Source organism: Bacillus sp. B4EP4a, assembly GCF_006680105.1.
Classification (GTDB): Bacteria; Bacillota; Bacilli; order Bacillales; family DSM-1321; genus Peribacillus; species Peribacillus simplex_E.
Window position 1 is genome coordinate 1 of sequence record NZ_VHIK01000066.1, and the last position, 24,829, is coordinate 24,829.

20 protein-coding genes and 1 other annotated feature are annotated in these 24,829 nt (G+C 42.3%); of the genes, 13 read left to right on the plus strand and 7 right to left on the minus strand.

Going from position 1 to position 24,829, the window contains the following annotated elements; all coding sequences use genetic code 11:
- Positions 1-110: 110 nt before the first annotated feature.
- Positions 111-629 (minus strand): gamma carbonic anhydrase, encoded by a 519-nt coding sequence (locus tag FNK51_RS24450; protein ID WP_053537396.1) that lies wholly within the window; start codon positions 627-629, stop codon positions 111-113.
- 210 nt (positions 630-839) lie between these two features.
- Here FNK51_RS24450 and FNK51_RS24455 point away from each other — a divergent pair, with 210 nt between their 5' ends.
- Complete coding sequence (locus tag FNK51_RS24455; protein ID WP_141994995.1) at positions 840-1,643, plus strand: alpha/beta hydrolase; 804 nt, start codon at positions 840-842, stop codon at positions 1,641-1,643.
- 70 nt (positions 1,644-1,713) lie between these two features.
- On the opposite strand, the gene FNK51_RS24460 is transcribed toward FNK51_RS24455, so the two are convergent.
- The 3 genes from FNK51_RS24460 to mnmL all read right to left on the minus strand — a co-directional run bounded on the left by FNK51_RS24460 (position 1,714) and on the right by mnmL (position 3,774).
- Entirely contained in the window at positions 1,714-2,109 is a 396-nt protein-coding gene (locus FNK51_RS24460) for a hypothetical protein (protein ID WP_098369254.1), read from the minus strand.
- 136 nt (positions 2,110-2,245) lie between these two features.
- Positions 2,246-2,818 carry a tRNA 5-(aminomethyl)-2-thiouridylate-methyltransferase MnmM gene (gene mnmM / locus FNK51_RS24465; protein ID WP_141994996.1) on the minus strand — a complete coding sequence of 191 codons (573 nt, stop codon included), beginning with the start codon at positions 2,816-2,818 and terminating at the stop codon, positions 2,246-2,248.
- The gene (mnmL, locus tag FNK51_RS24470) at positions 2,815-3,774 is read right to left on the minus strand and encodes a tRNA modification radical SAM protein MnmL/YtqA (protein ID WP_141994997.1); all 960 of its coding nucleotides are present in this window, start codon (positions 3,772-3,774) and stop codon (positions 2,815-2,817) included. Before mnmL ends, mnmM begins: the two co-directional genes overlap by 4 nt.
- A gap of 168 nt (positions 3,775-3,942) precedes the next feature.
- On the opposite strand from mnmL, the gene FNK51_RS24475 reads away from it, so the two are divergent.
- The 10 genes from FNK51_RS24475 to FNK51_RS24520 all read left to right on the plus strand — a co-directional run bounded on the left by FNK51_RS24475 (position 3,943) and on the right by FNK51_RS24520 (position 15,438).
- Positions 3,943-4,449 carry an SMI1/KNR4 family protein gene (locus tag FNK51_RS24475; RefSeq protein ID WP_181762338.1) on the plus strand — a complete coding sequence of 169 codons (507 nt, stop codon included), beginning with the start codon at positions 3,943-3,945 and terminating at the stop codon, positions 4,447-4,449.
- A 95-nt stretch (positions 4,450-4,544) separates the two neighbouring features.
- On the plus strand, positions 4,545-4,808 hold the full coding sequence (locus FNK51_RS24480; protein ID WP_098369258.1) for a DUF2524 family protein: 264 nt from the start codon (positions 4,545-4,547) through the stop codon (positions 4,806-4,808).
- A gap of 155 nt (positions 4,809-4,963) precedes the next feature.
- Positions 4,964-5,195, plus strand: a binding site (T-box leader).
- Positions 5,196-5,249: 54 nt separating this feature from the next.
- Entirely contained in the window at positions 5,250-7,664 is a 2,415-nt protein-coding gene (gene leuS, locus FNK51_RS24485; protein ID WP_098369259.1) for a leucine--tRNA ligase, read from the plus strand.
- A 326-nt stretch (positions 7,665-7,990) separates the two neighbouring features.
- Positions 7,991-11,161, plus strand: coding sequence for a S8 family peptidase (locus FNK51_RS24490; protein ID WP_141994999.1), 3,171 nt, complete (start codon positions 7,991-7,993; stop codon positions 11,159-11,161).
- Between the two features lie 233 nt (positions 11,162-11,394).
- Positions 11,395-11,880: a DUF2712 domain-containing protein gene (locus tag FNK51_RS24495; RefSeq protein WP_181762339.1), complete on the plus strand. Its 486-nt coding sequence runs from the start codon at positions 11,395-11,397 to the stop codon at positions 11,878-11,880.
- Between the two features lie 70 nt (positions 11,881-11,950).
- On the plus strand, positions 11,951-12,715 hold the full coding sequence (locus FNK51_RS24500; protein ID WP_141995001.1) for a DUF2705 family protein: 765 nt from the start codon (positions 11,951-11,953) through the stop codon (positions 12,713-12,715).
- Positions 12,705-13,436 (plus strand): WxPxxD family membrane protein, encoded by a 732-nt coding sequence (locus tag FNK51_RS24505; protein WP_141995002.1) that lies wholly within the window; start codon positions 12,705-12,707, stop codon positions 13,434-13,436. Before FNK51_RS24500 ends, FNK51_RS24505 begins: the two co-directional genes overlap by 11 nt.
- The gene (locus FNK51_RS24510) at positions 13,429-14,151 is read left to right on the plus strand and encodes a DUF2705 family protein (protein WP_141995003.1); all 723 of its coding nucleotides are present in this window, start codon (positions 13,429-13,431) and stop codon (positions 14,149-14,151) included. Before FNK51_RS24505 ends, FNK51_RS24510 begins: the two co-directional genes overlap by 8 nt.
- Positions 14,152-14,162: 11 nt before the next feature.
- Entirely contained in the window at positions 14,163-14,804 is a 642-nt protein-coding gene (locus FNK51_RS24515; protein WP_141995004.1) for an ATP-binding cassette domain-containing protein, read from the plus strand.
- Complete coding sequence (locus tag FNK51_RS24520; protein WP_141995005.1) at positions 14,791-15,438, plus strand: hypothetical protein; 648 nt, start codon at positions 14,791-14,793, stop codon at positions 15,436-15,438. Before FNK51_RS24515 ends, FNK51_RS24520 begins: the two co-directional genes overlap by 14 nt.
- A gap of 653 nt (positions 15,439-16,091) precedes the next feature.
- On the opposite strand, the gene FNK51_RS24525 is transcribed toward FNK51_RS24520, so the two are convergent.
- The 3 genes from FNK51_RS24525 to gltC all read right to left on the minus strand — a co-directional run bounded on the left by FNK51_RS24525 (position 16,092) and on the right by gltC (position 18,323).
- Complete coding sequence (locus tag FNK51_RS24525; protein WP_141995006.1) at positions 16,092-16,691, minus strand: hypothetical protein; 600 nt, start codon at positions 16,689-16,691, stop codon at positions 16,092-16,094.
- A 129-nt stretch (positions 16,692-16,820) separates the two neighbouring features.
- Positions 16,821-17,315 carry a spore coat protein gene (locus FNK51_RS24530; protein WP_141995007.1) on the minus strand — a complete coding sequence of 165 codons (495 nt, stop codon included), beginning with the start codon at positions 17,313-17,315 and terminating at the stop codon, positions 16,821-16,823.
- Positions 17,316-17,420: 105 nt separating this feature from the next.
- Positions 17,421-18,323, minus strand: coding sequence for a glutamate biosynthesis transcriptional regulator GltC (gene gltC / locus FNK51_RS24535; protein WP_098369268.1), 903 nt, complete (start codon positions 18,321-18,323; stop codon positions 17,421-17,423).
- Positions 18,324-18,456: 133 nt separating this feature from the next.
- Between gltC and gltB the strand changes: the two genes are divergently transcribed.
- Together gltB and FNK51_RS24545 are read left to right on the plus strand one after the other, a co-directional pair.
- On the plus strand, positions 18,457-23,007 hold the full coding sequence (gene gltB / locus FNK51_RS24540) for a glutamate synthase large subunit (protein ID WP_141995008.1): 4,551 nt from the start codon (positions 18,457-18,459) through the stop codon (positions 23,005-23,007).
- Between the two features lie 16 nt (positions 23,008-23,023).
- Complete coding sequence (locus FNK51_RS24545) at positions 23,024-24,505, plus strand: glutamate synthase subunit beta (RefSeq protein ID WP_141995009.1); 1,482 nt, start codon at positions 23,024-23,026, stop codon at positions 24,503-24,505.
- The last annotated feature ends 324 nt before the right edge of the window (positions 24,506-24,829 follow it).

Here is a 24,829-nt window from a genome sequence, read left to right on the forward strand (position 1 = left end):
CGGTATACTCGTGAGTTTGTAGCAATTACTCGTGAGTTAGAGCGGTTTACTCGTGAGTTAGAGTAGTTTACTCGTGAGTTTCAGTACAATACTCGTAACTTTCAGTCAATTCATTTTATTCGTTCGGCCGTTTTATAGTATTGGCCTTTTTCGGCGTATTCACGTACGATGCGTTCCATATCCTGGCGATCTTCTTCGTTGATTTCGCGAATAACTTTAGCTGGACGTCCGAATGCCAACATGTTCGGTGGTATGACTTTACCTTGGGGAACGAGACTGCCGGCACCGATGAAGGCCCCTTCGCCGATTTCGGCTTCATCTAGTACGATCGATCCCATGCCAATCAAAGCTCCTTTGCGGATTTTACAGCTATGTAAAATGACCTGATGGCCAATGGTTACTTCATCCTCGATGATCAATGGATTATTTGGGCTTTGGTGCAGGATGCTGTTATCCTGTATACTGACCTTTTTCCCAATGATGGTTGGGGATACATCACCGCGAATGACGGAATTGAACCAAATGGATGTTTCGTCGCCGATTTTGACGTCACCTGTCACGACAGCATTTTCAGCAATATAAGCGCTTTCAGCGATTTCAGGTTCTTTGCCTTTATACGGATAAATAATCATTTTCAATCATTTCCTTTCCGAAGTGAATGTTTTTATGTATTATTTTAATATACCGTATGCAAATACACTTGGCTATTTATAATAGCAATGTACAACTTGTTAGATTTCTTTTTTGTCGAAAATCACGAATATGGTTATAATTTATATATATTATTTTGACTATCATGGATCGTATACATCAAGTGAAAAGTGAAAGGGGGATTTCGTATGTGGAAATGGGAGACAGAAGGAGACGCAAAGGGCGTTATTGTCATCATTCATGGGGCAATGGAACATCACGGACGTTATAAGTGGGTAACACAAATGTGGCTTTCAGCTGGATACCATGTCGTCATGGGCGACCTTCCTGGGCAGGGTATGACAACTCGCGCCTACCGGGGACATATCGATTCCTTTGATGAGTATTTGGACGAAGTGAAAAGCTGGATAGAAGAGGCTTACGAATATTCGTTGCCGGTCTTTTTACTTGGACACAGCATGGGCGGTTTGATTTCGATACGCCTTCTTCAGGAAGAGGAATGGGACATTGCAGGGGTGATTCTTTCATCTCCATGCTTGGGCCTCGTGACGAAGCCGCGGAAGTTCCTTACAACCATCTCGCATGGTTTGAACATCGTGATGCCTATGTTCAGGGTAGATTCCGGATTGACACCTGAAATGGCGACGAGGAGTGCGGAAGTTCGTGAATCCGATAGAAACGATACATTATATATCACAAAGGTTTCGATTCGCTGGTATCGGGAGCTTGCACAGGCCATGAAGGATGCTTTTGAAGAGATTCCTGAATTTCAGGATGTGCCGCTTTTGGTCATGCAGGGCGGAGATGACCGAATCGTGAATAAGAAGGCGGTTCGTGAGTGGTTTAATTATAACTTGGCCAGTGAAAAGCAATATAAGGAATGGCCGAAGCTTTATCATGAAATCTTCAATGAACCAGAGCGTGATGATGTATTTCAATATGCGCTGAGTTTTGTTGAAAACCGTTTAAAGATATTAGGGTATGTCGTTTAATCAGTACATACTGTCACGATAAATGAAAAAGCTGCCGAAGTTAGATCTCGGCAGCTTGTTTTTATCTGGTTCAGCCTGCGTTTTTAAGCATTTCGTTCGATTTGATGACCGGTGCCCAGAAAGTAACCGGATACATAAATTGGTTTAAATGTGTAAGTTCTTTTTTATTGGATAATGCGGTCGATAGAAGATAAATGGATTTGAAGGTCAAGTCATTGGCGAATAGGTCCAAAAGCGTCGCTTTCATATTCATGATTGCTTCATGGTTTTGGGTGGAAATCATTAAATCGAGCTGTGGCAGGAACTTATCAAAATGATGATCGAATTGTTTGAGGTCCTCCATGGTTTTTTGTTTTTCTGTCAACGAGTTAAGCGAGCTGACAAAATTCCCGTATTGCTCACTTGAATCCCTTTTGATTTTTTCAGTCAGTATATCCGTCAGTATTGAAGTAGGCAAATGTTCCATCTTCTGCACCCTCTTATATTTTCTATCATTATAATCATTATAGACGAAAAATTCAAAAAGTTATGATTGGTAATTCTGCTGCCTGCGTGTTGGGATTGAAAAAACACCGTTCGTATTGAACGGTGTCAAAAGTCTTTCATCTCTTTTCAATCGCGACAATGAATGGCGGATTGTTTGCTTGGTTGATGAACCCGTATTTCAGGATATGGGCTTTCTGTTGAGGGAAGTTCTCTACATAATCCATCAATGCATCCCGTTCTTCTGATCCCCCCGGATGACCATGGTAAATGACGAGGATGATGATGCCTTCAGGCGCCAGCAGTTCGAACAGCTGTTCAATGGCTGATATCGTCGTATCGGCTTGGGTGATGATTGATTTGTCTCCGCCAGGAAGGTAGCCTAGGTTGAAAATGGCACCTGTGATCTTTCCGGAATGTTCTTTCCTGATGTATTTGCTTATATGTTCATGCCCATCGTGAATGAGGGTGCAGCGCTCTTGTAAATTCTCCGCGTTCAGTTTCGCCGCTGTGGTTTGGATCGCTTCTTTCTGAATATCAAAACTATAGACATGTCCGTTTACACCTGTAAGCCCTGCAAGAAAGGCCGTATCAAAACCGTTGCCCATCGTGCCATCTATGGTTATATCCCCGGGGCGGACCGCTTTTTCCAGCAGAATCCTGGCGAATGGCAAAATTCGATCAAGCTTCATGATTGTACCTCCGTGTGATGATTTTTTCCCTGCCAGCTATTGCGGCGTTTCAATTCGGCGTCAATGGCATTCAAGACATCCCATTTATTAACGCTCCACATTGGACCGATCATCAAATCGATCGGACCGTCACCCGTAATGCGGTGAACGATCATTTCTGGAGGGATTATTTCGAGCTGGTCACATACCAGGCTGACATAATCGTCACGGTCAAGAAACTCGAGCAGGCCTTTTTCATATTGTTTGACCATCGGTGTTCCTTTTAATAGATGAAGTAAATGGATTTTTATCCCCTGCACATCGAGTTTGGCAACTTCACGGGCTGTTTCCATCATCATGCCGTAATCTTCCTGAGGAAGGCCATTGATGATATGGGAGCATATGCGGATGCCGTGTTTGCGCAGTTTATCGACGCCTTCTTTGTAGCAATCGAAGTCATGGGCACGGTTGATCATCGTTGCGGTCTTTTCATGAACCGTCTGGAGACCAAGCTCCACCCAAAGGTAGGTGCGTTCGTTCAATTCCGCTAAATACTCGACTACATCATCTGGAAGGCAATCCGGGCGTGTCGCGATCGAGAGTCCGACGACACCTTCCTGGGTCAATACACTTTCATATTTCTCGCGAAGCTCTGCCACGGGTGCATGCGTATTCGTGAACGCTTGGAAATAGGCCATATATTTTCCATCTTTCCATTTATGATGCATCCGTTCGCTGATCTTCTTAAACTGGACGTCGAGGGGTTCAACCCTGTTGCCCGCAAAGTCACCAGAGCCTGAGGCACTGCAGAAGGTACAGCCGCCATGTGCGACGGTGCCATCACGGTTCGGACAGTCAAAACCGCCATCCAGGGCAACTTTAAAGACCTTATGTCCAAAATGTTCCCTCAGGTGGTAATTCCATGTATGATATCGTTTGTTATCCGTTGCATATATAAACGGGTTTGCTTGATTCAAATCAGCAACCTCCTAAATAAAATAAAGCGCAACATATATTATACAACATTCTCGCAGCTAGGTCTTTTTTTGAAAAATAAGCGTATACTGTATACTTGAAGGCTAAACATCTTGCTGCTATTTCCAGTATATCTTTGAATGACTATATCCAATCGGGAGCTGATGGACATGACCGGTCAAGTTGAAGAAGCAATTAATCAAATGAAAAAGAAATTAGCCGAAAATAATCAGGTGATCGAAGTAAATGAAGATGGGTTCATATACAAAGCCACTTGCACCTTCAATTCACCTGCTTCGGATGAACAAATTCATTCCTTTGAAAAGAAAACCGGACTGCTTCTGCCCGAGGATTATAAGGAGTTTTTAAAAATAACCAATGGATGCCGTCTGTTCGATAATGTGGAATCGGGTGGGGAAAATGATTTATACAGTCTGGATGATATTATTAATTACACATATGAAAATTCCTACGAGGGATGCTATAAAGTGGCCTGCATTTATCAAGATAATATCGTCATCGATGGGGAAGCCGTCGCTAAAGGCGATAAGGAGTATTTAATGGTAAAAGGCCATATCGATGATTTTGAAGAAGGCGAGAAACTCCATATGGGCTTTGCCGAATGGATCGAGCGGTTCATTTCACATCAAGGGGAAAAGTTTTGGGATAAAGGATGATTGCTCAAAAAAAATGATAATCCACTCGTTAATTGCTCAAACTAATGAAGATGATTCCGAATCATCCAAATGAGACGCGAAGGAGAGGGTTTGTAATGGCAACCAGACAATCCGTCGATCATTTTTTAGAGCAATGTGAAGGAGCTCTCCATTTTGCAGAGTATGAATTTAACGAAGCCTCACGGCAGGAGCATTATGATGATGAACAATTTCAAAATTCGCAAAGGTATATCGAAGAGGCATTGACGGATATGGAACGATTATACAACAGCGCTAATGCCCAACAACGGGATATGCTTACTCGGATGCAGCAGCAGTTGAATGAATTGAGGAATGAAATGATTTTACTGCGACATTAAAGGGAAGCAAGGGAGCTATGAATGAATAGCTCCCTTTTTTTGCACAATTTTTCTTGAATTCGCATATATAATGAAAAACCTGTCGATAATGTTTATGTACGGCTATTGCAATTATCGGTGAAATTGACTAGAATGAAATAAAATGCAATATTCTCATAAAGACTATGATGAGGAATAGTAGCGGTTTAAACCAGTAAAGAGAGTTGACGGGTGGTGCAAGTCAACCTGGGATGGTCGTGAACTCGCCTTGGAGTCCCGGGTGTGAAGGTGAAAAGTAATGCCTGGCGTTTCAATCCATGTTACGGATGTTTTAAGCTGGGCGGATTTTAGCTATCGCCAATGTGGGTGGTACCGCGGGAAGATATACATAATCCTCTCGTCCCTATTTTGGGATGAGGGGTTTTTTATTGTTTTTTTATACGGAAATTAGGAGGAAATCATATGAGTTTTGACCATAGAAGCATAGAAACGAAATGGCAAAAGTATTGGGAAGGCAATAAGACATTCAAAACGGGTGAAGAAAGCGGCAAACGCAAATTCTACGCCCTGGATATGTTCCCGTATCCTTCAGGGGCCGGTCTTCATGTAGGGCACCCGGAAGGTTATACGGCAAGCGATATCCTGGCACGGATGAAACGGGCGCAGGGGTATAATGTATTGCACCCGATCGGCTGGGACGCTTTTGGACTTCCTGCAGAGCAATATGCGATCGATACGGGAAATGATCCGGCTGAATTCACGGAGCACAACATCAACACGTTCCGTCGCCAAATCAAAGCCCTTGGTTTTTCTTATGACTGGGATCGCGAAATAAACACGACAGATCCCGACTATTACAAATGGACGCAATGGATCTTCTTGAAATTATATGAAAAGGGCCTTGCATATATTGATGAAGTGGCCGTTAACTGGTGTCCGGCACTTGGCACGGTATTGGCTAACGAAGAAGTCATCGATGGGAAAAGTGAGCGTGGGGGCCATCCGGTCGAGCGCCGTCCGATGAAACAGTGGATGCTTCGTATCACGGCGTATGCAGACCGCTTAATCGACGATCTGAATGATGTGGATTGGCCGGAAAACATCAAGGATATGCAGCGTAACTGGATTGGCCGTTCCGAGGGAGCAGAGGTTACATTCAATATCGATGGCTTCGATGAAACATTCACGGTGTTCACGACCCGTCCGGATACGTTATTCGGTGCAACATATGCCGTATTGGCACCTGAACATCAGTTTGTCGATAAAATTACGTCAGCTGATCAAAGGGCGGCAGTTGAGGCCTATTTAGATGAAGTGAAACATAAAAGCGACTTGGAAAGAACAGACTTGGCAAAGGATAAATCAGGCGTGTTCACGGGGGCTTATGCCATTAACCCGGTAAACGGCGAAAAAATGCCGATCTGGATTGCCGATTACGTGTTGATCAGCTACGGAACAGGAGCAATCATGGCCGTTCCTGCCCATGATGAGCGTGATTATGAATTTGCAGTCAAGTTCGACTTGCCAATCAAGGAAGTCGTAGCTGGCGGAGACGTGACAAGTGAAGCATATACAGGCGATGGACTTCATGTGAATTCGGAATTCCTTGATGGATTGAATAAAGAAGAAGCCATTACGACCATGATCAAATGGCTGGAAGAAAAAGAAATCGGAACGAAGAAAATAACATACCGCCTTCGCGATTGGTTATTCAGCCGTCAGCGTTACTGGGGTGAACCGATTCCAATCATCCATTGGGAAGACGGCACGATGTCTCCAGTGAAGGAAGAAGATCTTCCGCTGATTTTACCGAAAGCTACGGACATCAAGCCTTCAGGTACAGGCGAATCACCACTTGCGAACATATCGGAATGGGTGAATGTAACGGATGAAAACGGACGAAAAGGGCGCCGTGAGACAAACACGATGCCACAGTGGGCAGGAAGCAGCTGGTACTTCCTGCGTTATATCGATCCGGACAACAAGGAAGCACTTGCAGATCCTGAAAAATTAAAAGAATGGATGCCGGTCGACATTTATATCGGCGGCGCCGAGCATGCGGTGCTTCACTTGCTTTACGCTCGTTTCTGGCATAAATTCCTGTACGATATCGGTGTCGTGCCAACGAAGGAACCATTCCAAAACCTATTCAACCAAGGAATGATCCTTGGCGAAAATAATGAAAAAATGAGTAAATCCAAAGGGAATGTCGTGAACCCGGATGATATCGTTGAAAGCCATGGTGCCGATACACTTCGCATGTACGAAATGTTCATGGGGCCATTGGATGCTTCGATTGCCTGGTCCACAAACGGATTGGACGGTTCTCGCAGATTCCTTGACCGTATCTGGCGTTTATTGGTCAACGATGACGGTACGATCACAGATAAGATGACAGAAACGGATGACACGGGCAAGCTCGAAAAAGTCTATCATCAAACTGTTAAAAAAGTGACCGAGAACTATGAGGAATTGAAATTCAATACGGCGATTTCACAATTGATGGTATTCATTAATGATGCTTATAAAGCGGATTCGCTTCCTAAAGTATATGTCGAAGGCTTCGTAAAACTGCTTGCACCAGTTGCACCGCACATCGCCGAGGAAATTTGGTCTAAACTGGACCATTCCGAAAGCATCACATACGGAACATGGCCGGCTTTCGACGAAGCGAAGTTAGTGGATAACGAAGTCGAAATCGTCATCCAAATCAACGGAAAAGTCAAAGCGAAATTAATGGTGCCGACTGACACTACGAAAGAAAAACTGGAAGAAATCGCGATGGGTGATGATTCCATCAAAGAACAAATCGATGGGAAAACCATTCGTAAAGTGATTGCCGTACCAGGCAAATTAGTCAATATCGTCGCAAACTAAATAAAAATGATTGCAAGCTGTCCCGCATATTTTAACTGCTGGGGCAGCTTTTTTTTCGCAGTCATTGGCCGGCCATAGGAAATAGGTCATGTTAGGATTTTCACCGATTTGAATCTATCAGATGTTGGCAACGACTATCGTCATGAGATGACCATCGGAACTCAAATATCTTGCTTAATTGGTACATGTGAATCATTTTTTGGCTTGATGGACAAATAAATCAAGCATTTGACATAAAAAAGGGAAAAAATTGGTTGATAAAATTTTACAGTGTGATAGTTTGGTATAGTACTGTTATTTTTTAACCAATTATTGGAGGGGAAACCGTGAAATTTAAGAATGTGAGTCGAATTACGGCGTATGTACTAATTTTTGCACTGATTTTCAGCTTGATGGTACCGCTAAATTCTCAAGCTGCACCTGCAACACCCATTGAAAATGTAAAAACGATCAAAAATGGGGACACTCTGGACGGAAAGTTTGAAAAACCGGATGTTCAATGGTATCAAATCAGTCCCACAACAGAAGAAATACAAAAGTTCTCCCATATTGAGTTCGAAGTCAATTCGGACAAAATCTTGAATATCTCCGTATATCAAGATAAAGAAAAAGCAGAAAAAGATGAGAGCAATTATATTGTCTCTTCTTATCCTGATGAAAAAGCTGTAATCGATTTCCCATATGCTTGGGAAGGCACATATTATGTTAAAGTTGAATATTTCGGCGATACGGATGATGAGGGAAATCCGATCCCGGATGCGGAAAATGTAGCTGAATACTCCATCAATGCGCATTCAGTAACATTGCCGCCATCTGCCGGGGACGAAGGGGAGGATCTCGAATCATGCCCGGTTGAAGTGAGTGTAAACGATAAGAAAACGGGAGAATCCATGTTGAAAACACTCCGCGTGTTTAGAGATGAGGTTCTCACGAAGTCGCCTGAGGGACGTACCCTTTCCTCTTTATACTATAAAGCTTCGCCATTCCTTGCCTATCATCTGGCTAGCAATAAAAAAGCGAGGGATGCCGCGTATAAATATTTAGTCGAGATTAAGCCGCTGTTTGACGACATTAATGAAAACGGAGCAAGCAGCACCGAAGACATTAACAAAGATCAGCAAAAAGCGATTAAAGAATTGTTCACTATGGCTGCAGATGCCGCACCGGCTGGATTGAAAAAAGATATGGACAGCATCGCAAAGAAAATCGATCTTGATAATCTTTTAGGTGAGAAAATCGTCGATATCGCAAGCAAAGCGGGAATCGAACTTCCGGCTTCGAAAAATGTAAAGAACAAATATATCGTCAAACTTAAACCAGGGAAGTCATTAAGCGCTGTCCAATCCAAGGTAAGTGGAAAAGGATATGGAACATTGTCGACTCCCCAGAAACAAGAGCCAATGTATGATGATATGTACGTAGTTGAGTTAAAGAACGAAGCCAAAACGAGCGCGTCTGCTGCTCTATCAACCATCGAAAAATATCCAGAAGTGGAATTTATTGAACCGGTCAAAACGTATAAAGCTCTTTCAGCCGACATTCAATCACCGTATCAATGGTCTTTAGATAACGCCGGTGGGGAAGAAGGCATAAAGGGAGCGGACATCGATAACGAAAAACTGCAGAACCTTATTAAGAAACGTAATTTAAAAGATACATTGGTAGCGGTCATCGACACAGGTGTCGATGATTCACTTGCAGATCTACAGGGTGTCGTTAAAATGGAGTCAGGTAAGAACTTCATCGATAAGAAAGAAAAAGCAATCGATGACAATGGCCATGGTACACATGTATCCGGAATCATCGCTGCCAAAGCGGATAATGGATATTCCATGCAAGGAATCAATCCAGTAGCTAAAATCATGCCTGTGAAGGTCTTGGACTCTTCAGGATTTGGAGACAATGAGAAAATTGCACTAGGCATTAAATATGCCGTGGATCATGGTGCAAAGGTCATAAACCTTAGCTTGGGCGGAGAATATAGCAGGACGATTGAATATGCCTTGAAACATGCCGCTGCCAAGAATGTAATGGTTGTCGTAGCAAGCGGTAATGATGGGATGGATGGTCTTTCTTATCCTGCATCATCTAAATACGCCATATCCGTCGGTGCAACCAATGCTCTTGATTTAGTATCCGATTATTCCAATTATGGATCGAAATTGGACATGGTCGCTCCAGGGACAGGCATCCCGAGCCTTGTGCCTAATGGGAATGTTACCTATATGGATGGAACATCAATGGCAACTCCCCATGTTGCGGCAGCTACAGCTCTGTTATTATCCGGAAACCCTGGGTTGAAAGTGAATGAAGTAAGGGAAATCCTTCATGAGACATCGGAATATGTCACTTTTGAAGAAGAAGATAATGTAGACCCTTATGAGGACTATCAACCAGAAGATGGAGAAATCATAATCCCGGAAGAAGAACTGCCTGTCGGAAAAGATTTAGTATCTGGATATGGAAGGCTTAATGCGTACAGTGCTCTTAGTGCAGTGGATTTACAAGCTAAAGTCAACCTTGTGATGGATACGCAAACAAAGCTGACTGGTTCAGCTAAAAAAGGTTCAGTAATCGAAGTGAAAAGCGGAAACAAAACGCTCGGTAAAGGAACGGCTGCAGCTAACGGAACGTTCACCGTTACTATTCCGGTCCAAAAAGCTGCGCAGCAGCTTACTGTGAATATCTCTGATTCTTCTAAACTAGCAGTATCTTCAATCAAAGTATTCGTGAATAAGGGTGCAACCCCTAACAAACCAACTGTTAAAGCTTTGAGTGACAAAGATACGTATGTAACGGGTCAATCGCAAGCGGACATGAAAATCACGATCAAAAATAGCGCAAAAAAAGTGATTGGTTCAGGTAACACGGACAGCAAAGGGAATTTCAAAGTGAAAATCAGCAAGCAAAAGGCTGGCACAAAACTTTCAGTCACAGCTACAGACTTAGCAAAACGTGAAAGCAAGGCGGCAACCGTGACTGTTCTCGATAAAACAGCCCCAGATGCACCGAAAGTGAATGAAGTAAGCGATAAAGCTACTTCAGTAACTGGTAAAGCAGAAATCGGTTCAAGCGTAACCGTAAAGTACAGCAATAAAAACATCGGAACGGCAAAAGCTGATAGTAAGGGGAACTTCTCCATTAAAATCAGCAAGAAAAAAGCAGGGTCCGCATTATACGTCTCAGCAAAAGACAAAGCGGGCAATACAGGAAAAGCAGCAAAAGTAACGGTTAAAGATAAAACCGCTCCAGGTGCACCGAAAGTGAATGAAGTAAACGACAAAGCAACAAAAGTAACTGGTAAAGCGGAAATCGGTTCAAGCGTAACCGTGAAGTACAGCAATAAAAACATCGGAACGGCAAAAGCTGACAGTAAGGGGAACTTCTCCATCAAAATCAGCAAGAAAAAAGCAGGCTCCGCATTATACGTCTCAGCAAAAGACAAAGCGGGCAATACAGGAAAAGCAACAAAAGTAACCGTTAAAAAATCTAAATAGCAGTGAAGGCCGTTTAACTTACATGTTAAACGGCTTTTTTTATGGGAAAACGAATGAAAACACCGCTCGATGATGAGCGGTGTTTTTACCATGCTTTGTTTAAGAGTATTCATCTGTGCATTGTCACTCCCATGATTTCAGATCTGGTGTTTCGCGTTTTAATTCTGAAACTTCACATACTCGCCGTTCTTATATCATTAATCTGTTCAATAATAAATTTCAGGAGGAATTTTATGGAAAAAGGGAGAGTAATAGCATTAGGCACTATTTTAGCTTGCTCCATTGGGTTAGGGACGCTTTCGGTTGAAGCTGGAAATGAAAATAACAAGTATTCATTTACAATTCAGAAGGATCAAAAAAATTCGTACACAGGCACAGAGTATCGCCAAACGACTACGGAACGGAATACATGGAAAGTGAGAATGTATAAATCAACAGAAGGAACTAATACGGTAACGACGTATTGGCTCGAAAAAAGCAACGGCACGAACGTATCTCCTTCAGTTAAAGTTACAGCTGGTAGCGGCGGTTTAAATAGTGGGCGCAATCATTATGTTAAAGGCAATGCAGGTGCGAATGCCGCTAATGTTAGGTTAACGGCTGAGAATAATAATGTAAGTTCTAGCAGCTATTCCGTAAACGGATATTGGGATGAGGAGACAGGGAGAATATTACCTGGACAGTATAAAGAATCATACACCACGGAATATAATAAATAAAAAATGATGAATATGGTGAAGCCACCTTGGATGATTGTTGATTCATGGTGGCCTTATAAAGGGAGACAAAATGAATAGTTATTATTATCGATTAACAAATAATAAAAAAACAAAGTTCATCGTTTTATGTATTGTGGCGATTGTTATTATTGATATTTTTATTTTGATCGGCAATGTTTCAGAGTCATGGATCATGCCCCATCTAGCCACTTTTTTAGCGGCAAGTTCATTAGGTCATATGATGCAAATACTACTAATCTGGTTTTTGCCCATTTTTCTATTGATCATGTGCGCCGACAGCTATATTCAAGACTATAAAACAGGCTACCGTTATATCGTAGCGACCACAAAAGGGCGATATTCTTATTATAAAACGATGTTATTAGGAAATATGTCATTTTCCTTTTTAGTGATGGTTGGTTGCTTATTATTTAATATGCTCATTGCATATATGGTTTTCATGAATGGTGAATTTGACACTGGGTTGACCCCAGATTTATTTCCGGAAAATCCTTTATATACACTCGCCAACAAAATACCTTTTGTCACTAATGTGATTTATATCATCATTTTTGGATTTTTCACTAGTTTATGCGCAGGGATGGCTACCGTCCTTAGTTGGTGTTTCCCCGATATAAAGTATACGTATCCGTTAAGCTTTGTTATTTGGTTTTCACAAATTTTAGGACTGAATTATTCATTAGCAATGATCATCCAGCCTTTTAACGAAGTGACCTTGGAAGCTTTCATTTTGATTTTCTTTAAATCTACCGTTCTTTTTTTAGCGATCATCACGGTCGGGTTCATTTATAAGGTGAAACGTGATGAAGTCTAATCAAAAAAAAGTGTATGTATCACTGCTGCTTGTTCTTTTATTTGGATGTTTATGGATGACCTATAATATTCATTATTTAAAAATAAAACAGCTAGACCCAGCGTATCTATTGATCAGTGATGTAAGTGCGAGTGTAGAAGGCTATCTCTCGGTTAAAAATTTATTGATCACATATATTATTCCTTTGTTACTATTTTATCGTTTTTTTATTGAAGATGAGCATCCACACATTATCGTTCGCTTAAAATCAAGAATCGACATGTATCGGAGACGGAGCATCCAAGTTTTTATAAGTTCGTTTATCTTTGCGTTCATCATCTTAATGATTAATTTCGCAGCTGTTTTCTTATTTGATAGATTTCACTTTATATCATCAAAATATTGGAACTTATCTCTTCTTAATTTAGCCCTATTGACGTGTATATATTTCTCGATTGGCCTGCTTTATTATTTGATTTTTGATTATTCCAATTCAATCATTGCGATGGCAGCGACCTTTTGTATTTGTTTTTTCTTATATGTGATGAAGAGTCAGCTGAATATTGCTTGGGGCCCTGCCAGCTCCGCAAATGTTATCGATCCTTTATTAAGCAGCGGAATTACAGGATATTATTCGCTAATCATGATTGGAAAAGAGTTATTGCTATCAATTGTAATGATTTTACTTGGGCTATTTGCGATCGAGAAAAAAGATTTCATGTTTGGTGTTTCTGATGACTAAACGAATTTTCTTAACCATGTTGATCGTAATTTTGTTACAAATTTTATTATTTCATTATTTTGATGGCTCTAAAGCCGATCTTACGGGATATATGATCGTTAGCGGAGTTCCGATCAGTAATAAATTTGTTGTATTGGGAACATGGTATATGTTCTTTGCTGGATTGAGTTTTTTATCGTTAGGTTATTTGCGGCAGTATATTTCCGGTTATGGAATATACCTGATGATTAGGGAAAAAAGCAAGGTGAAACTTGGGTTTAGAAGAATCGGGAACTTAATGAACCTTATATCTGGGTTATCTTTAATCCAACTTCTTTTCTCTATCGTATTCGCTTATATAAATAATGAGGATCAGGCCTTTTTTTATGAGGATATAAAATCATTCATCTTTATCGTAGGTCTTTATATTATGTCCAATTTTGTCCTTATTTTTATTCAAATGGCACTCGAACTTTACCTAACGGAACAAGTATCTTTATTGATGATAAATGTTTATGTGCTTTTTTCAGTTACATTAGGCGGAGTTCTTTTATCAGTTCAAAAGCAGACATGGATTTTATATTTTTTGATTCCCAATTTCGGAATGTATGTAAGGGTGGATTTACCTGAATCAGCTGGATTATCGCCGGTACTTGCTTATATGGTTTTAACTGTAATAACAATCATTTTAAGTGTTTTATCATATATACGATTAAAGAAAATGGATTTAACTTAATGAGGTGCACAATGACAAAAATACAAATTAGCTCTTTAAATAAACAGATGAAGAAAAAGTCTCTCTTACATGATATTAATTATGAGTTTAGCGGCGGAAAAATATATGGTTTATATGGAAGAAATGGCTCTGGAAAAACGATGTTGCTAAGAGCGATTGCAGGGTTAATCATGCCGAGCTCAGGTGAAATTTCGATAGATGAAAAAATACTACATAAAGATATTTCATTTCCTTCTAATATCAGTGTCATTATTGAAAACACTTCCCTGTTGCACCAGTACGATGCCTATACAAATCTGAAAATATTATCAAAAATCAGGAACATCGCCACTGATGAGGATATTGAATTGGCAATAAAAAGAGTCGGTCTTGATCCTGATTCAAAAATGAAGGTAGGAAAGTTTTCGTTAGGAATGAAACAACGTTTAAGTGTCGCCCAAGCTATCTTTGAAAAACCGGATATTTTATTATTGGATGAACCAACAAATGCAATCGATGAAGAAGGCGTCACTCAAGTCTATCAAATCTTGAAAGAAGAAAAGGAGCGCGGCACACTCATCATTTTGACAAGTCATCATAAACAGGATTTAGAAATGTTAGCGGATGAATATATAAACATGGATAATGGAGGAATCGTTCTTGACTCTAAATAAAAGAATGGCAGCATTAAGCTTACTCGTATTAGTAGGCGGATTCCTTATATATAAAGTGTACTTTGTTTCATCAGCAGTTAGTGCCGATAATAGAAATACGGAAAATAATGCAGCATCCTATAAGGTTTTGGAATCACAAAAAATCATTGTCGGTAAAGGTATCGATCCAGGCTATTATGATATCAAAGCCCTCGATAATGAAACGGAATTTTTTGGTGATAAAATGCACAAAAATGCCGTTTTACATGCAGTGCCCGTTCATATGAATGGGAATTTCTCGATTAAAGGAAAAATGGAATTCAGGCCTTCTGAATTTGAAAAACTAGAGAATAAGGATCAAAAAATCATCATTAAAAATCCTGGTCATTATGTGGTCGGTACAGAAATACAAGCGGGGAATTATGTACTATCAAGGACAAACGACAAAATCCGAGTGTTTGTCGATATAAAAGATGAAACGGAAACCGAAAGTTTGCAAACCATTCAATGGGAAATAGATGAAAAAGTAAAAAAGCCAATCGAAGTTGAACTGAAGAATGGGTATATCATATATATTGATAAAATGGGAAAAGGTGGTTATATATCAAATGAGAGTGACCTGTTATTGGAGAGAAATAATGAGGATAGTGAGTAATTTAATGGGATTAAATACTTCAGAAAATATTAGGAATCCAGCTCAAAAATGGCGGATTCCTTTTTTAAAATGCATATACCTATGACGGGATTTTCGAGGGTCCATATATCCGCCGTTTATTTGATGTCCGAGAGAGCTTGCAATGACTACTGCTGCAAAGAGGATGATGATTTTCTTCAATTAAATATCTTCTTTCCGGTTTTTTATTTTTAAAGATTACACCCAAATGCCTCTTCCTTCAACCCCCTTTTTATGGATGTCGAATTAATTGTGACAAACATTAAATGACCTTTTTTAACTAATGTATCAAAGATAAAGTAGCTGGTATTAATTTAGAAGTGAAAGACTTTAAATAATTCACTAATAGAGATGAGAATAATAAGAGTTTGTCAATTTATGGGAGTCAGCCTCTTGGCGGACTCTCATTTGCTTTTGGATCGCCAAATCCACCACTTCGATCTTGAATAGCTCTTAAAGCATGAGTTTTTCTCTAGCTTGATACAGGATATATGTAATTCGTCGGGCGGCTAATTGGGATTACTGTAAGGCTAGGGAGATGACTGTAAGGGGAGGTCTTGATGCGGTAAATAGGGCGGAATGAAAAAAACAATTAAGGGGCAAGTTCGATTTAACTTGCCCCATAATTTTTCAGCTCATTTAGTGAATTCACTTCTCAGAAGATAGACGACATCGTATTTCTTCAACTCGTCCATATGGCCATCACTATCATCATAAAAATCAGTGGAAAGTGAATGTATGCCTTCATTTCCGCTTGAATAACAAATACTCGCCAATGCAAGCTTGTTGGTGCTGTTTATTTTGAGGTTCCCAGCACTGCCCCATACGCTGGACTCCATTTCATCAATGGTTTCAGGATAAGTAACTGTATCCGTACCATCGTCGTTTTGAATGCTGAAGTTGAACATCGATTGATTTTGATCAGCAACCGTTTTGGAAGTCGTAAAGATGATTGTCCCATTATCTTTGATGGCAGTTGTCATGCGTCCCATTTGAGGTTCGACAAGTTTGCCAAATTCATATTTTTCGACCCAGACGGACATCTCCTCGTATGTATCATCAACATTGAAATCGATAAGAAAGGAATGTTCACTTGAATTCTCCAGGATGGCTTTTTCCCTTGCCGTCAACTCAGGAACTGAAAGGTTATTCCCGGATTTTGGCTCATTAGCCTTACAGGCGACTAACGAAAATGAGATCAGGGATAGGATGATGGATAAAAAGATCTTCTTCATGATTTTCACCTCTTGAATACTATTTGCCTAATTAAAACCAATTCTTATATATTATAACATTATAATAAAAAACGGAATCGGAACGCGGCAAAAAGGCAAGCAATCGATATGCTTGCCTTTTTGTTGCATTTAGAATGGTTGTGAAAGAGCTTTATTGGCATCATCGACGTCATTTTGAAGCAATTGGTTCAAGTCGTATGCAGGATAGAGGTTTCGTTCATAAAGGTAGTGGAATATCTTGGCATGGGTATCGATGGCTCCATATAAATGTTTCTTAAATACTTTTCGAAGGGAAGGGGTGGCTGTTTCAGTAATGGCACCTGCATAATTTTTGATGGATGATTTGGCAAAGCCAAGCAATTCCCCGGCAGCAACGGCCGATGCGTCATCCCTTGTTACATCGTCATCCCGGCCCGTCTTAGGCGTCAATGGGTAAAATTGCAGAAGCTCCATGATGTTTTGGGTAAGGGAATCGATCGTTTGCTTATATATCTTTTTTAAAATGGGGTCTTTTATTTTCGGATAAGCTTTTTTGAATTTCATAAGAGCATTGGACTGGGCGGCGACCAATTCATGAAGCTCGAGTGTTTCATGCCAAGCAAGATGTGAATGGGTGGGTTTCATGTGAATTCCTCCTGAACGAATAATTGATACGTTATTCGAACAGTGGGCTATAGGTAAGTTGTCCCATCTACCTTCACATTCACAGTTTAGAAGGATCGCCATGTTTTATTGATATTGCTCGAGAACAGAGAAGAACTTTTTGGCAAATTGGTAAAAAAGTTTTTCTGATGGTGCCAAGTCCCTGTTTTTGGGAGTGATGATGCCGACAGTCCGTTTGACTTCGGGTGTATCGATCGGGATTTTGACAGTCAGTCTTGGAATGACTTCATAAAAGGTACTGTCAGGGAGCAGACTGACTCCGATTCCGGCAGATACGAGCCCTTTTATGGAATCCATGTCTTCACCTTCCGAGGCGATGTTCGGTGCGAAACCGGCTGCTTTGCATGCTTCGAGAGCGATAGTATGAAAGATGTATCCTTTTGGAAACAAGACGAAGGGATCATTTCGCAAGTCACTTAGACGCAGACTTTTCCTTTCGGCCAATGGGTGCGTTATCGGCAGTAAAGCGGAAATGTTTTCCGTGAACAGGATATGACCTTCGATATCGGGATCGTTTGTCGGGATAGGTCCAAGGAAGGCTAATCCGATTTCGCGATTTTTGACAGCTTCCTTTAAAGAGGAATAAGATCCCTGTCTTAAATGGAAGCCGATATTCGGCTGCTCATCTTTAAAAGCGGATATGACGGTAGGGAGTAAATGGGTGGAAAGGCTTGTCGGGAACCCGATTTTAATGCTTCCGTGTTCAGGGTCCAAAAACTCATCAATTTGATATTTGGCATATTCTATCGCCTGTATCGCCGTTTTTGCATGAATCAAGAAAATTTTACCAATTGGGGTTAGCTGGATATTACGGCCGATTTTCTCGAACAACAGAACGCCAAGCTCATCTTCCAGTCTGGAGATTTGCCGGCTGATTGCTGATTGTGCAATATGCAGGTGCTCTGCGGCCTCAGAGACGTGTTCCCTCTCGGCGACTTCAACAAAATAACGTAATTGTCGTAGTTCCATTTATTCATCCTCCTGGCATTCATCTCAAAGTGAGATAGATTCTACTAGAATTATATATTGTTTATATCGATTTGAAAACCTAGAATAAATGTAAGTGATATAACGGTGTAAGAATACGATGGGGGCGATTAATATGACATACAATCAAATACCAAAAGCACAAGGGCTCTACCATCCTGAATTTGAACATGATGCATGTGGGATCGGTTTATATGCTCATTTAAAAGGGCTTGCTACACATGACATCGTCAAACAAGGACTAAATATGCTGTGCCAATTAGATCATCGCGGCGGACAAGGCAGCGATCCCCTTACAGGAGATGGCGCAGGATTAATGGTGCAGATTCCTGATGAATATTTCAGGCTGGCATGCCCGGAAATGAACTTGCCGGCAAAAGGACGCTATGGTGTAGGCATGCTCTTTTTCTCTAACAATGATGATGAACGGAATGAAATCGAAACTCGTTTGAATGCATTTATCGAACAGGAGGGCCAAACGCTATTAGGCTGGAGAACGGTTCCAGTTGATGCAACGAAAATCGGGGAGGTCGGCAAGGAGACATGCCCGACGATCCGCCAAGTATTCATCGGGGCAAGCGTTGGGATGACAGATGATTTAGCTTTTGAGCGTAAATTGTTCATTATCAGAAAACAAGCTGAAAACTGGGCTCGTGAACGCGGCAATCGTTTTTATTTTGCCAGCCTTTCAAGTGCTACGATCGTATACAAAGGATTATTGACGCCAGAGCAGGTGGATGCTTTTTATCTTGACCTTCAACAAGAGTCTTTCGTTTCGGCTTTCGCTTTAGTGCATTCCCGCTTCAGCACGAATACTTTTCCTAGTTGGGAACGGGCACATCCAAACCGTTATCTGATCCATAATGGCGAAATCAATACGCTTAGAGGTAATGTGAATTGGATGAAAGCGCGTGAGCAGCAGTTTGTATCGGAAGCATTCGGGGATGACCTGCAAAAGGTCCTACCTATACTGGATATAGACGGCAGTGATTCCTCGATTCTTGATAATGCACTTGAATTCTTCGTGCTTGCCGGCCGTAAACCGGCACATGCGGCGATGATGCTCATTCCTGAACCGTGGACGGAGAATCCGCATATGACGAAGGAAAAGAAGGCATTTTACGAATATCATAGCATGCTCATGGAGCCATGGGATGGTCCGACGGCCATATCCTTTACGAATGGCAAGCAAATCGGTGCCATCCTTGATCGAAATGGTTTAAGGCCGGCAAGGTATTATGTGACAAAAGATGATTACATCATTTTCTCATCCGAAGTCGGCGTGATCGATGTGGAGCCGGAGAATGTATTATATAAAGATCGTTTAAGCCCAGGCAGAATGCTTTTAATAGATTTAGAGGAAGGCCGTATTGTTTCCGATGAAGAGATCAAGTCGGAAATGGCTCAGGAAAATCCATACCAGCAATGGCTGGACGAACAGCTTGTTCAATTGCGTGACGAAGAACCTGTGCTCGAAGGGGAGCCGTTGAGTGATTTGTTATTCAGGCAAAAAGCGTTTGGATACACGTATGAAGATGTCCAAAAATATCTACTGCCGGTCATTAACGAAGGCAAAGATCCACTTGGCAGCATGGGGAATGACATTCCATTAGCGGTCTTATCAGATCGCCCGCAATCGCTATTCAACTATTTCAAGCAATCCTTTGCACAGGTAACCAACCCGCCAATCGATTCGCTTCGTGAACAGATCGTCACGTCAACGATGACATTTCTGGGTGCGGAAGGAGATTTGTTGAAACCGGATGAAACGAACAGCCGCCGCATTCAATTGGATTCACCTGTTTTGACGCCAGGTCAAATGCAGCAGTTGAAAGAAAATGCCTATCCTGAATTCAGGAGCAAAGTCATTCACACTTTATTTTCAGAAGATTTAGAGAGCGAACTCGATCGCATCTGCCGTGAAGCGGAACAAGCGATTGCTGATGGTGTCAGCCTTTTGATATTATCTGACAAGGATATGAGCAAAGAAAAAGCTGCGATTCCTTCCCTGCTGGCTGCGAGTGCCCTTCATCAAGAGCTGATCCGTCATGGGAACCGTACGAAAGTGAGCATTATCGTTGAATCGGGGGAAGCAAGGGAAGTCCATCATTATGCGTCCCTGATCGGGTATGGAGTGGATGCGATTTACCCGTACCTTGCTTATGAAACATATAAGCAGGCGGTATTGGAAGGCAGTTTGTCCATCAGCTACGAAGAAACAGTAAGGAAATATGTACGCTCGTTGACAGAAGGCATTGTAAAAGTGATGTCGAAAATGGGGATTTCAACGATTCAAAGTTATCGCGGCGCACAAATTTTCGAAGCGGTCGGAATCGGTGCTGAAGTGATCGAACGCTATTTCAGCGGTACGGCATCGCAGCTTAGCGGGATCGATTTGGAAACGATCGCAGATGAAGCGTTGATTCGTCATAGGAAAGCTGCAGTCGATTCACTTGACCAAACTCTTGAAAGCGGAAGTGATTTTCAATGGAGAAAAACAGGGGAACATCATGCTTTCAATCCTAAAACGATCCATACACTGCAATGGGCCTGCCGGAAAGGCGACTATAATTTATTTAAGCAATATTCAAACTTGGCGAATGAAGAGAGACTCGGGTTTTTAAGGAATTTATTCTCGTTCGATCAAAAACGCCAAAGCATTTCCATAGATGAAGTGGAATCCGTGGAATCCATCGTCAGCCGATTCAAAACGGGCGCGATGTCATTCGGTTCATTGAGTCAGGAAGCACATGAAACATTAGCGATTGCGATGAACCGTTTAGGCGGAAAAAGCAATAGCGGTGAAGGCGGGGAGCACCCTAGCCGTTACCAACTGGATGAAAACGGCGATGACCGCCGCAGCGGAATTAAACAAATTGCATCCGGTCGTTTTGGAGTAAAAAGCCACTACCTTGTTAATGCCGATGAACTTCAAATCAAAATGGCGCAAGGTGCAAAGCCAGGTGAAGGAGGCCAGCTGCCAGGGAACAAAGTATATCCTTGGGTCGCAGAGGTCCGTGGTTCCACACCAGGTGTCGGCCTGATTTCACCGCCTCCGCATCATGATATCTATTCGATTGAAGATCTGGCACAGCTGATCCATGATTTGAAAAATGCGAACCGTGATGCCAGGATCAGCGTCAAGCTTGTGTCAAAAGCAGGCGTAGGCACGATTGCAGCCGGTGTGGCAAAAGGAGCCGCAGATGTCATCGTTATTAGCGGGTATGATGGCGGTACGGGGGCATCACCAAAAACGAGTATCAAACATACAGGTCTTCCTTGGGAGCTGGGCCTTGCCGAAGCACACCAAACATTGATGCTGAATGGCCTGCGCAGCCGTGTAGTCCTTGAAACGGATGGAAAGCTAATGACGGGACGCGATGTGGTCATGGCAGCTATCCTTGGAGCGGAAGAATTCGGCTTTGCTACAGCACCGCTAGTGGTTCTTGGCTGTGTCATGATGCGTGCTTGCCATTTGGATACATGTCCAGTCGGGGTAGCTACTCAAAACCCTGAGCTTCGCAGCAAATTCACAGGAGATCCGGATCATGTCGTGAATTTCATGCGCTTCATCGCTGAGGAAGTGCGGGAAACGATGGCTGAGCTTGGATTTAGAACACTGGAAGAAATGGTCGGCCGCACTGATGTTTTACAAGTGAGCGAGCGGGCACAAAACCATTGGAAAGCGAAGCATCTGGACTTGACGACACTTCTTTTCCAACCGGAGGGGATACGCACGTATCAACTTCCTCAAAATCATAAAATTGATGAATCCCTGGATATCCGTGAGATTTTACCGGTTGTGGAGCCTGCTTTGAATGATCAAACCCAGGTGGATGTCAGCTTCCCGATTACAAACGTGAATCGTGTGGTCGGAACGATTGTCGGCAGTGAAGTATCCAAACGCTATGGGGAAGAAGGGTTGCCTGAAGATACGATCACACTTCGTTTTACGGGATCGGCGGGCCAGAGCTTCGGTGCGTTCATTCCTAAAGGGATGTCGATGTATTTGACAGGTGATGTCAATGACTATGTTGGGAAAGGATTATCTGGCGGAAAGATCATTGTCACGGCACCTGCTGGCAATCAGATTGAGGCTGGGGACAATGTAATTGCCGGAAATATCGCCTTATATGGCGGAACAAGCGGTGAGGCCTACATTAATGGCCGTGCGGGAGAACGATTTGCAGTACGGAACAGTGGAGTCAACGTCGTCGTTGAAGGAATTGGAGACCATGGCTGTGAGTATATGACAGGCGGACGCGTGGTCATTCTGGGCGACGTCGGCAAAAACTTTGCGGCAGGCATGTCAGGCGGCATCGCTTATGTACTTGCTGATGATGCAAAAAAATTCAAGGCATTATGCAATGGTGAAATGATAGAATTCGAGACGCTTGATGATATGGATGATGCAAACGAGGTAAAAGAAATGCTTTACAACCACGTTCATTATACAGAAAGTGCCAAAGCATCGTATGTTCTGGAGAACTGGGCGGATTTCGCTAAGAAATTCGTAAAAGTCATTCCGAAAGATTACAAACGGATGATCGAAAGCATCAATGAGCAGAAGCGTGCAGGGCTAACGGATGAAGAAGCGATCATGAGTGCATTTCAAGCAAATGCCGTTCAAGATAAAAAAATCACTAAACAAGCTGTGATGCAGTAAGGAAGGGGAGAGAAAGATGGGAAAAGCAACAGGATTTATGGATTACCCGCGAGAAAAACCAAAAGACCGGAATCCTCTCACTCGTTTAAGCGATTGGAGAGAATATACAGCTCCTTTCTCTGATGAAAAGTTAAGTACACAGGGAGCGCGGTGTATGGACTGCGCCACCCCTTTCTGCCATATGGGCATGGAATTGAACCGGGTCACAACAGGCTGCCCGATTCATAATCTGATCCCGGAGTGGAATGATTTGGTGTACCGCGGCAGATGGAAAGAAGCATTGGAACGTTTATCGAAAACGAATAATTTCCCTGAATTCACCGGGCGCGTCTGCCCGGCCCCTTGTGAAGGGTCTTGTACGGTAGCGATAAGCGATCCTGCCGTTACCATCAAGAACATTGAACGGAGCATCATCGACAAAGGATTTGAAAATGGCTGGATCACGCCTCGCATCCCTGAAAGCAGGACCGGCAAGAAAATTGCCATCATCGGTTCAGGCCCGGCAGGATTGGCGAGTGCCGACCAGTTGAATCAAGCAGGTCATTCGGTCACGGTTTATGAACGCTCAGACCGTGCAGGCGGGCTGTTGACATACGGCATCCCGAACATGAAACTTGAAAAAGATGTCGTTGCACGCCGAATTAAATTATTGACCCAGGAAGGCATCGATTTCATTACCAATACAGAAGTAGGCAAAGATATAACTGCCGAAGAACTGCAAGATCAATATGACTCAGTCATCCTTTGCACAGGTGCCCAAAAGCAGCGTGACCTGGTAATTGAAGGACGCGAGGCATCAGGCATTCACCTTGCAATGGATTACTTGACGACTTCGACTAAAAGCCTGTTGGACTCCAATTTTGAAGACGGCAAGTTTATAGACACTAAGGGGAAGGACGTCATCGTCATCGGCGGCGGGGATACAGGAGCTGACTGTGTCGCAACTGCCCTTCGCCAGGAATGTAAGAGCGTCGTACAATTCGGGAAGCATCCAATCCTTCCGACGGCCCGTACATCTGATAATATGTGGCCAGCCTACCCGAATGTATTTTCCCTTGATTATGCGTATGAAGAAGCGGAAGCGAAATTCGGTGCAGATCCGCGTCAATATTCAATCCAAACCAAAAAAATCGTAGCCGATGAAAATGGCAACGTTAAAGAACTGCACACAATCTCAATGGAAAAAATCAAAGGTGAAGACGGAATGTACATTTTCAGGGAAGTTCCAGGAACTGAAAAAGTATGGCCTGCACAATTCGTTTTCATCGCAATCGGTTTTGAAGGAACCGAAATGCCGCTATTAACTCAATTTGGCGTAGAAACAGTAAATCAAAAAATTGATGCCGTCCATGGCGAATACAAAACGAATGTCGAAGGGGTTTTCGCTGCCGGAGATGCAAGGAGAGGGCAAAGCCTCATCGTTTGGGCAATCAATGAAGGCCGTGAAGTAGCGCGAGAAGTGGACCGCTACTTGATGGGCGCAACGGTATTGCCTTAATAGAAAAAAAAGAAGTGCCATATGGTGCTTCTTTTTTTATGGTGGGAAATATGGAATTCACGAGTAAATGGTCAAAACTCACGAGTAAAACGCCGAAACTCACAAGTAAATGCCCCGAATTCACGAGTAAAACGCCGAAACTCACGAGTAAATGGTCGAAACTCACAAGTAAGTGCACAACTCACGAGTAAAACGCCAAAATTCACGAGTAAAACGCCGAAACTTACGAGTAAATGGCCGAAACTCACGAGTAAGTGCACAACTCACGAGTAAAGCGCCGAAACTCACAAGTAAGTGCACAACTCACGAGTAAAACGCCAAAAC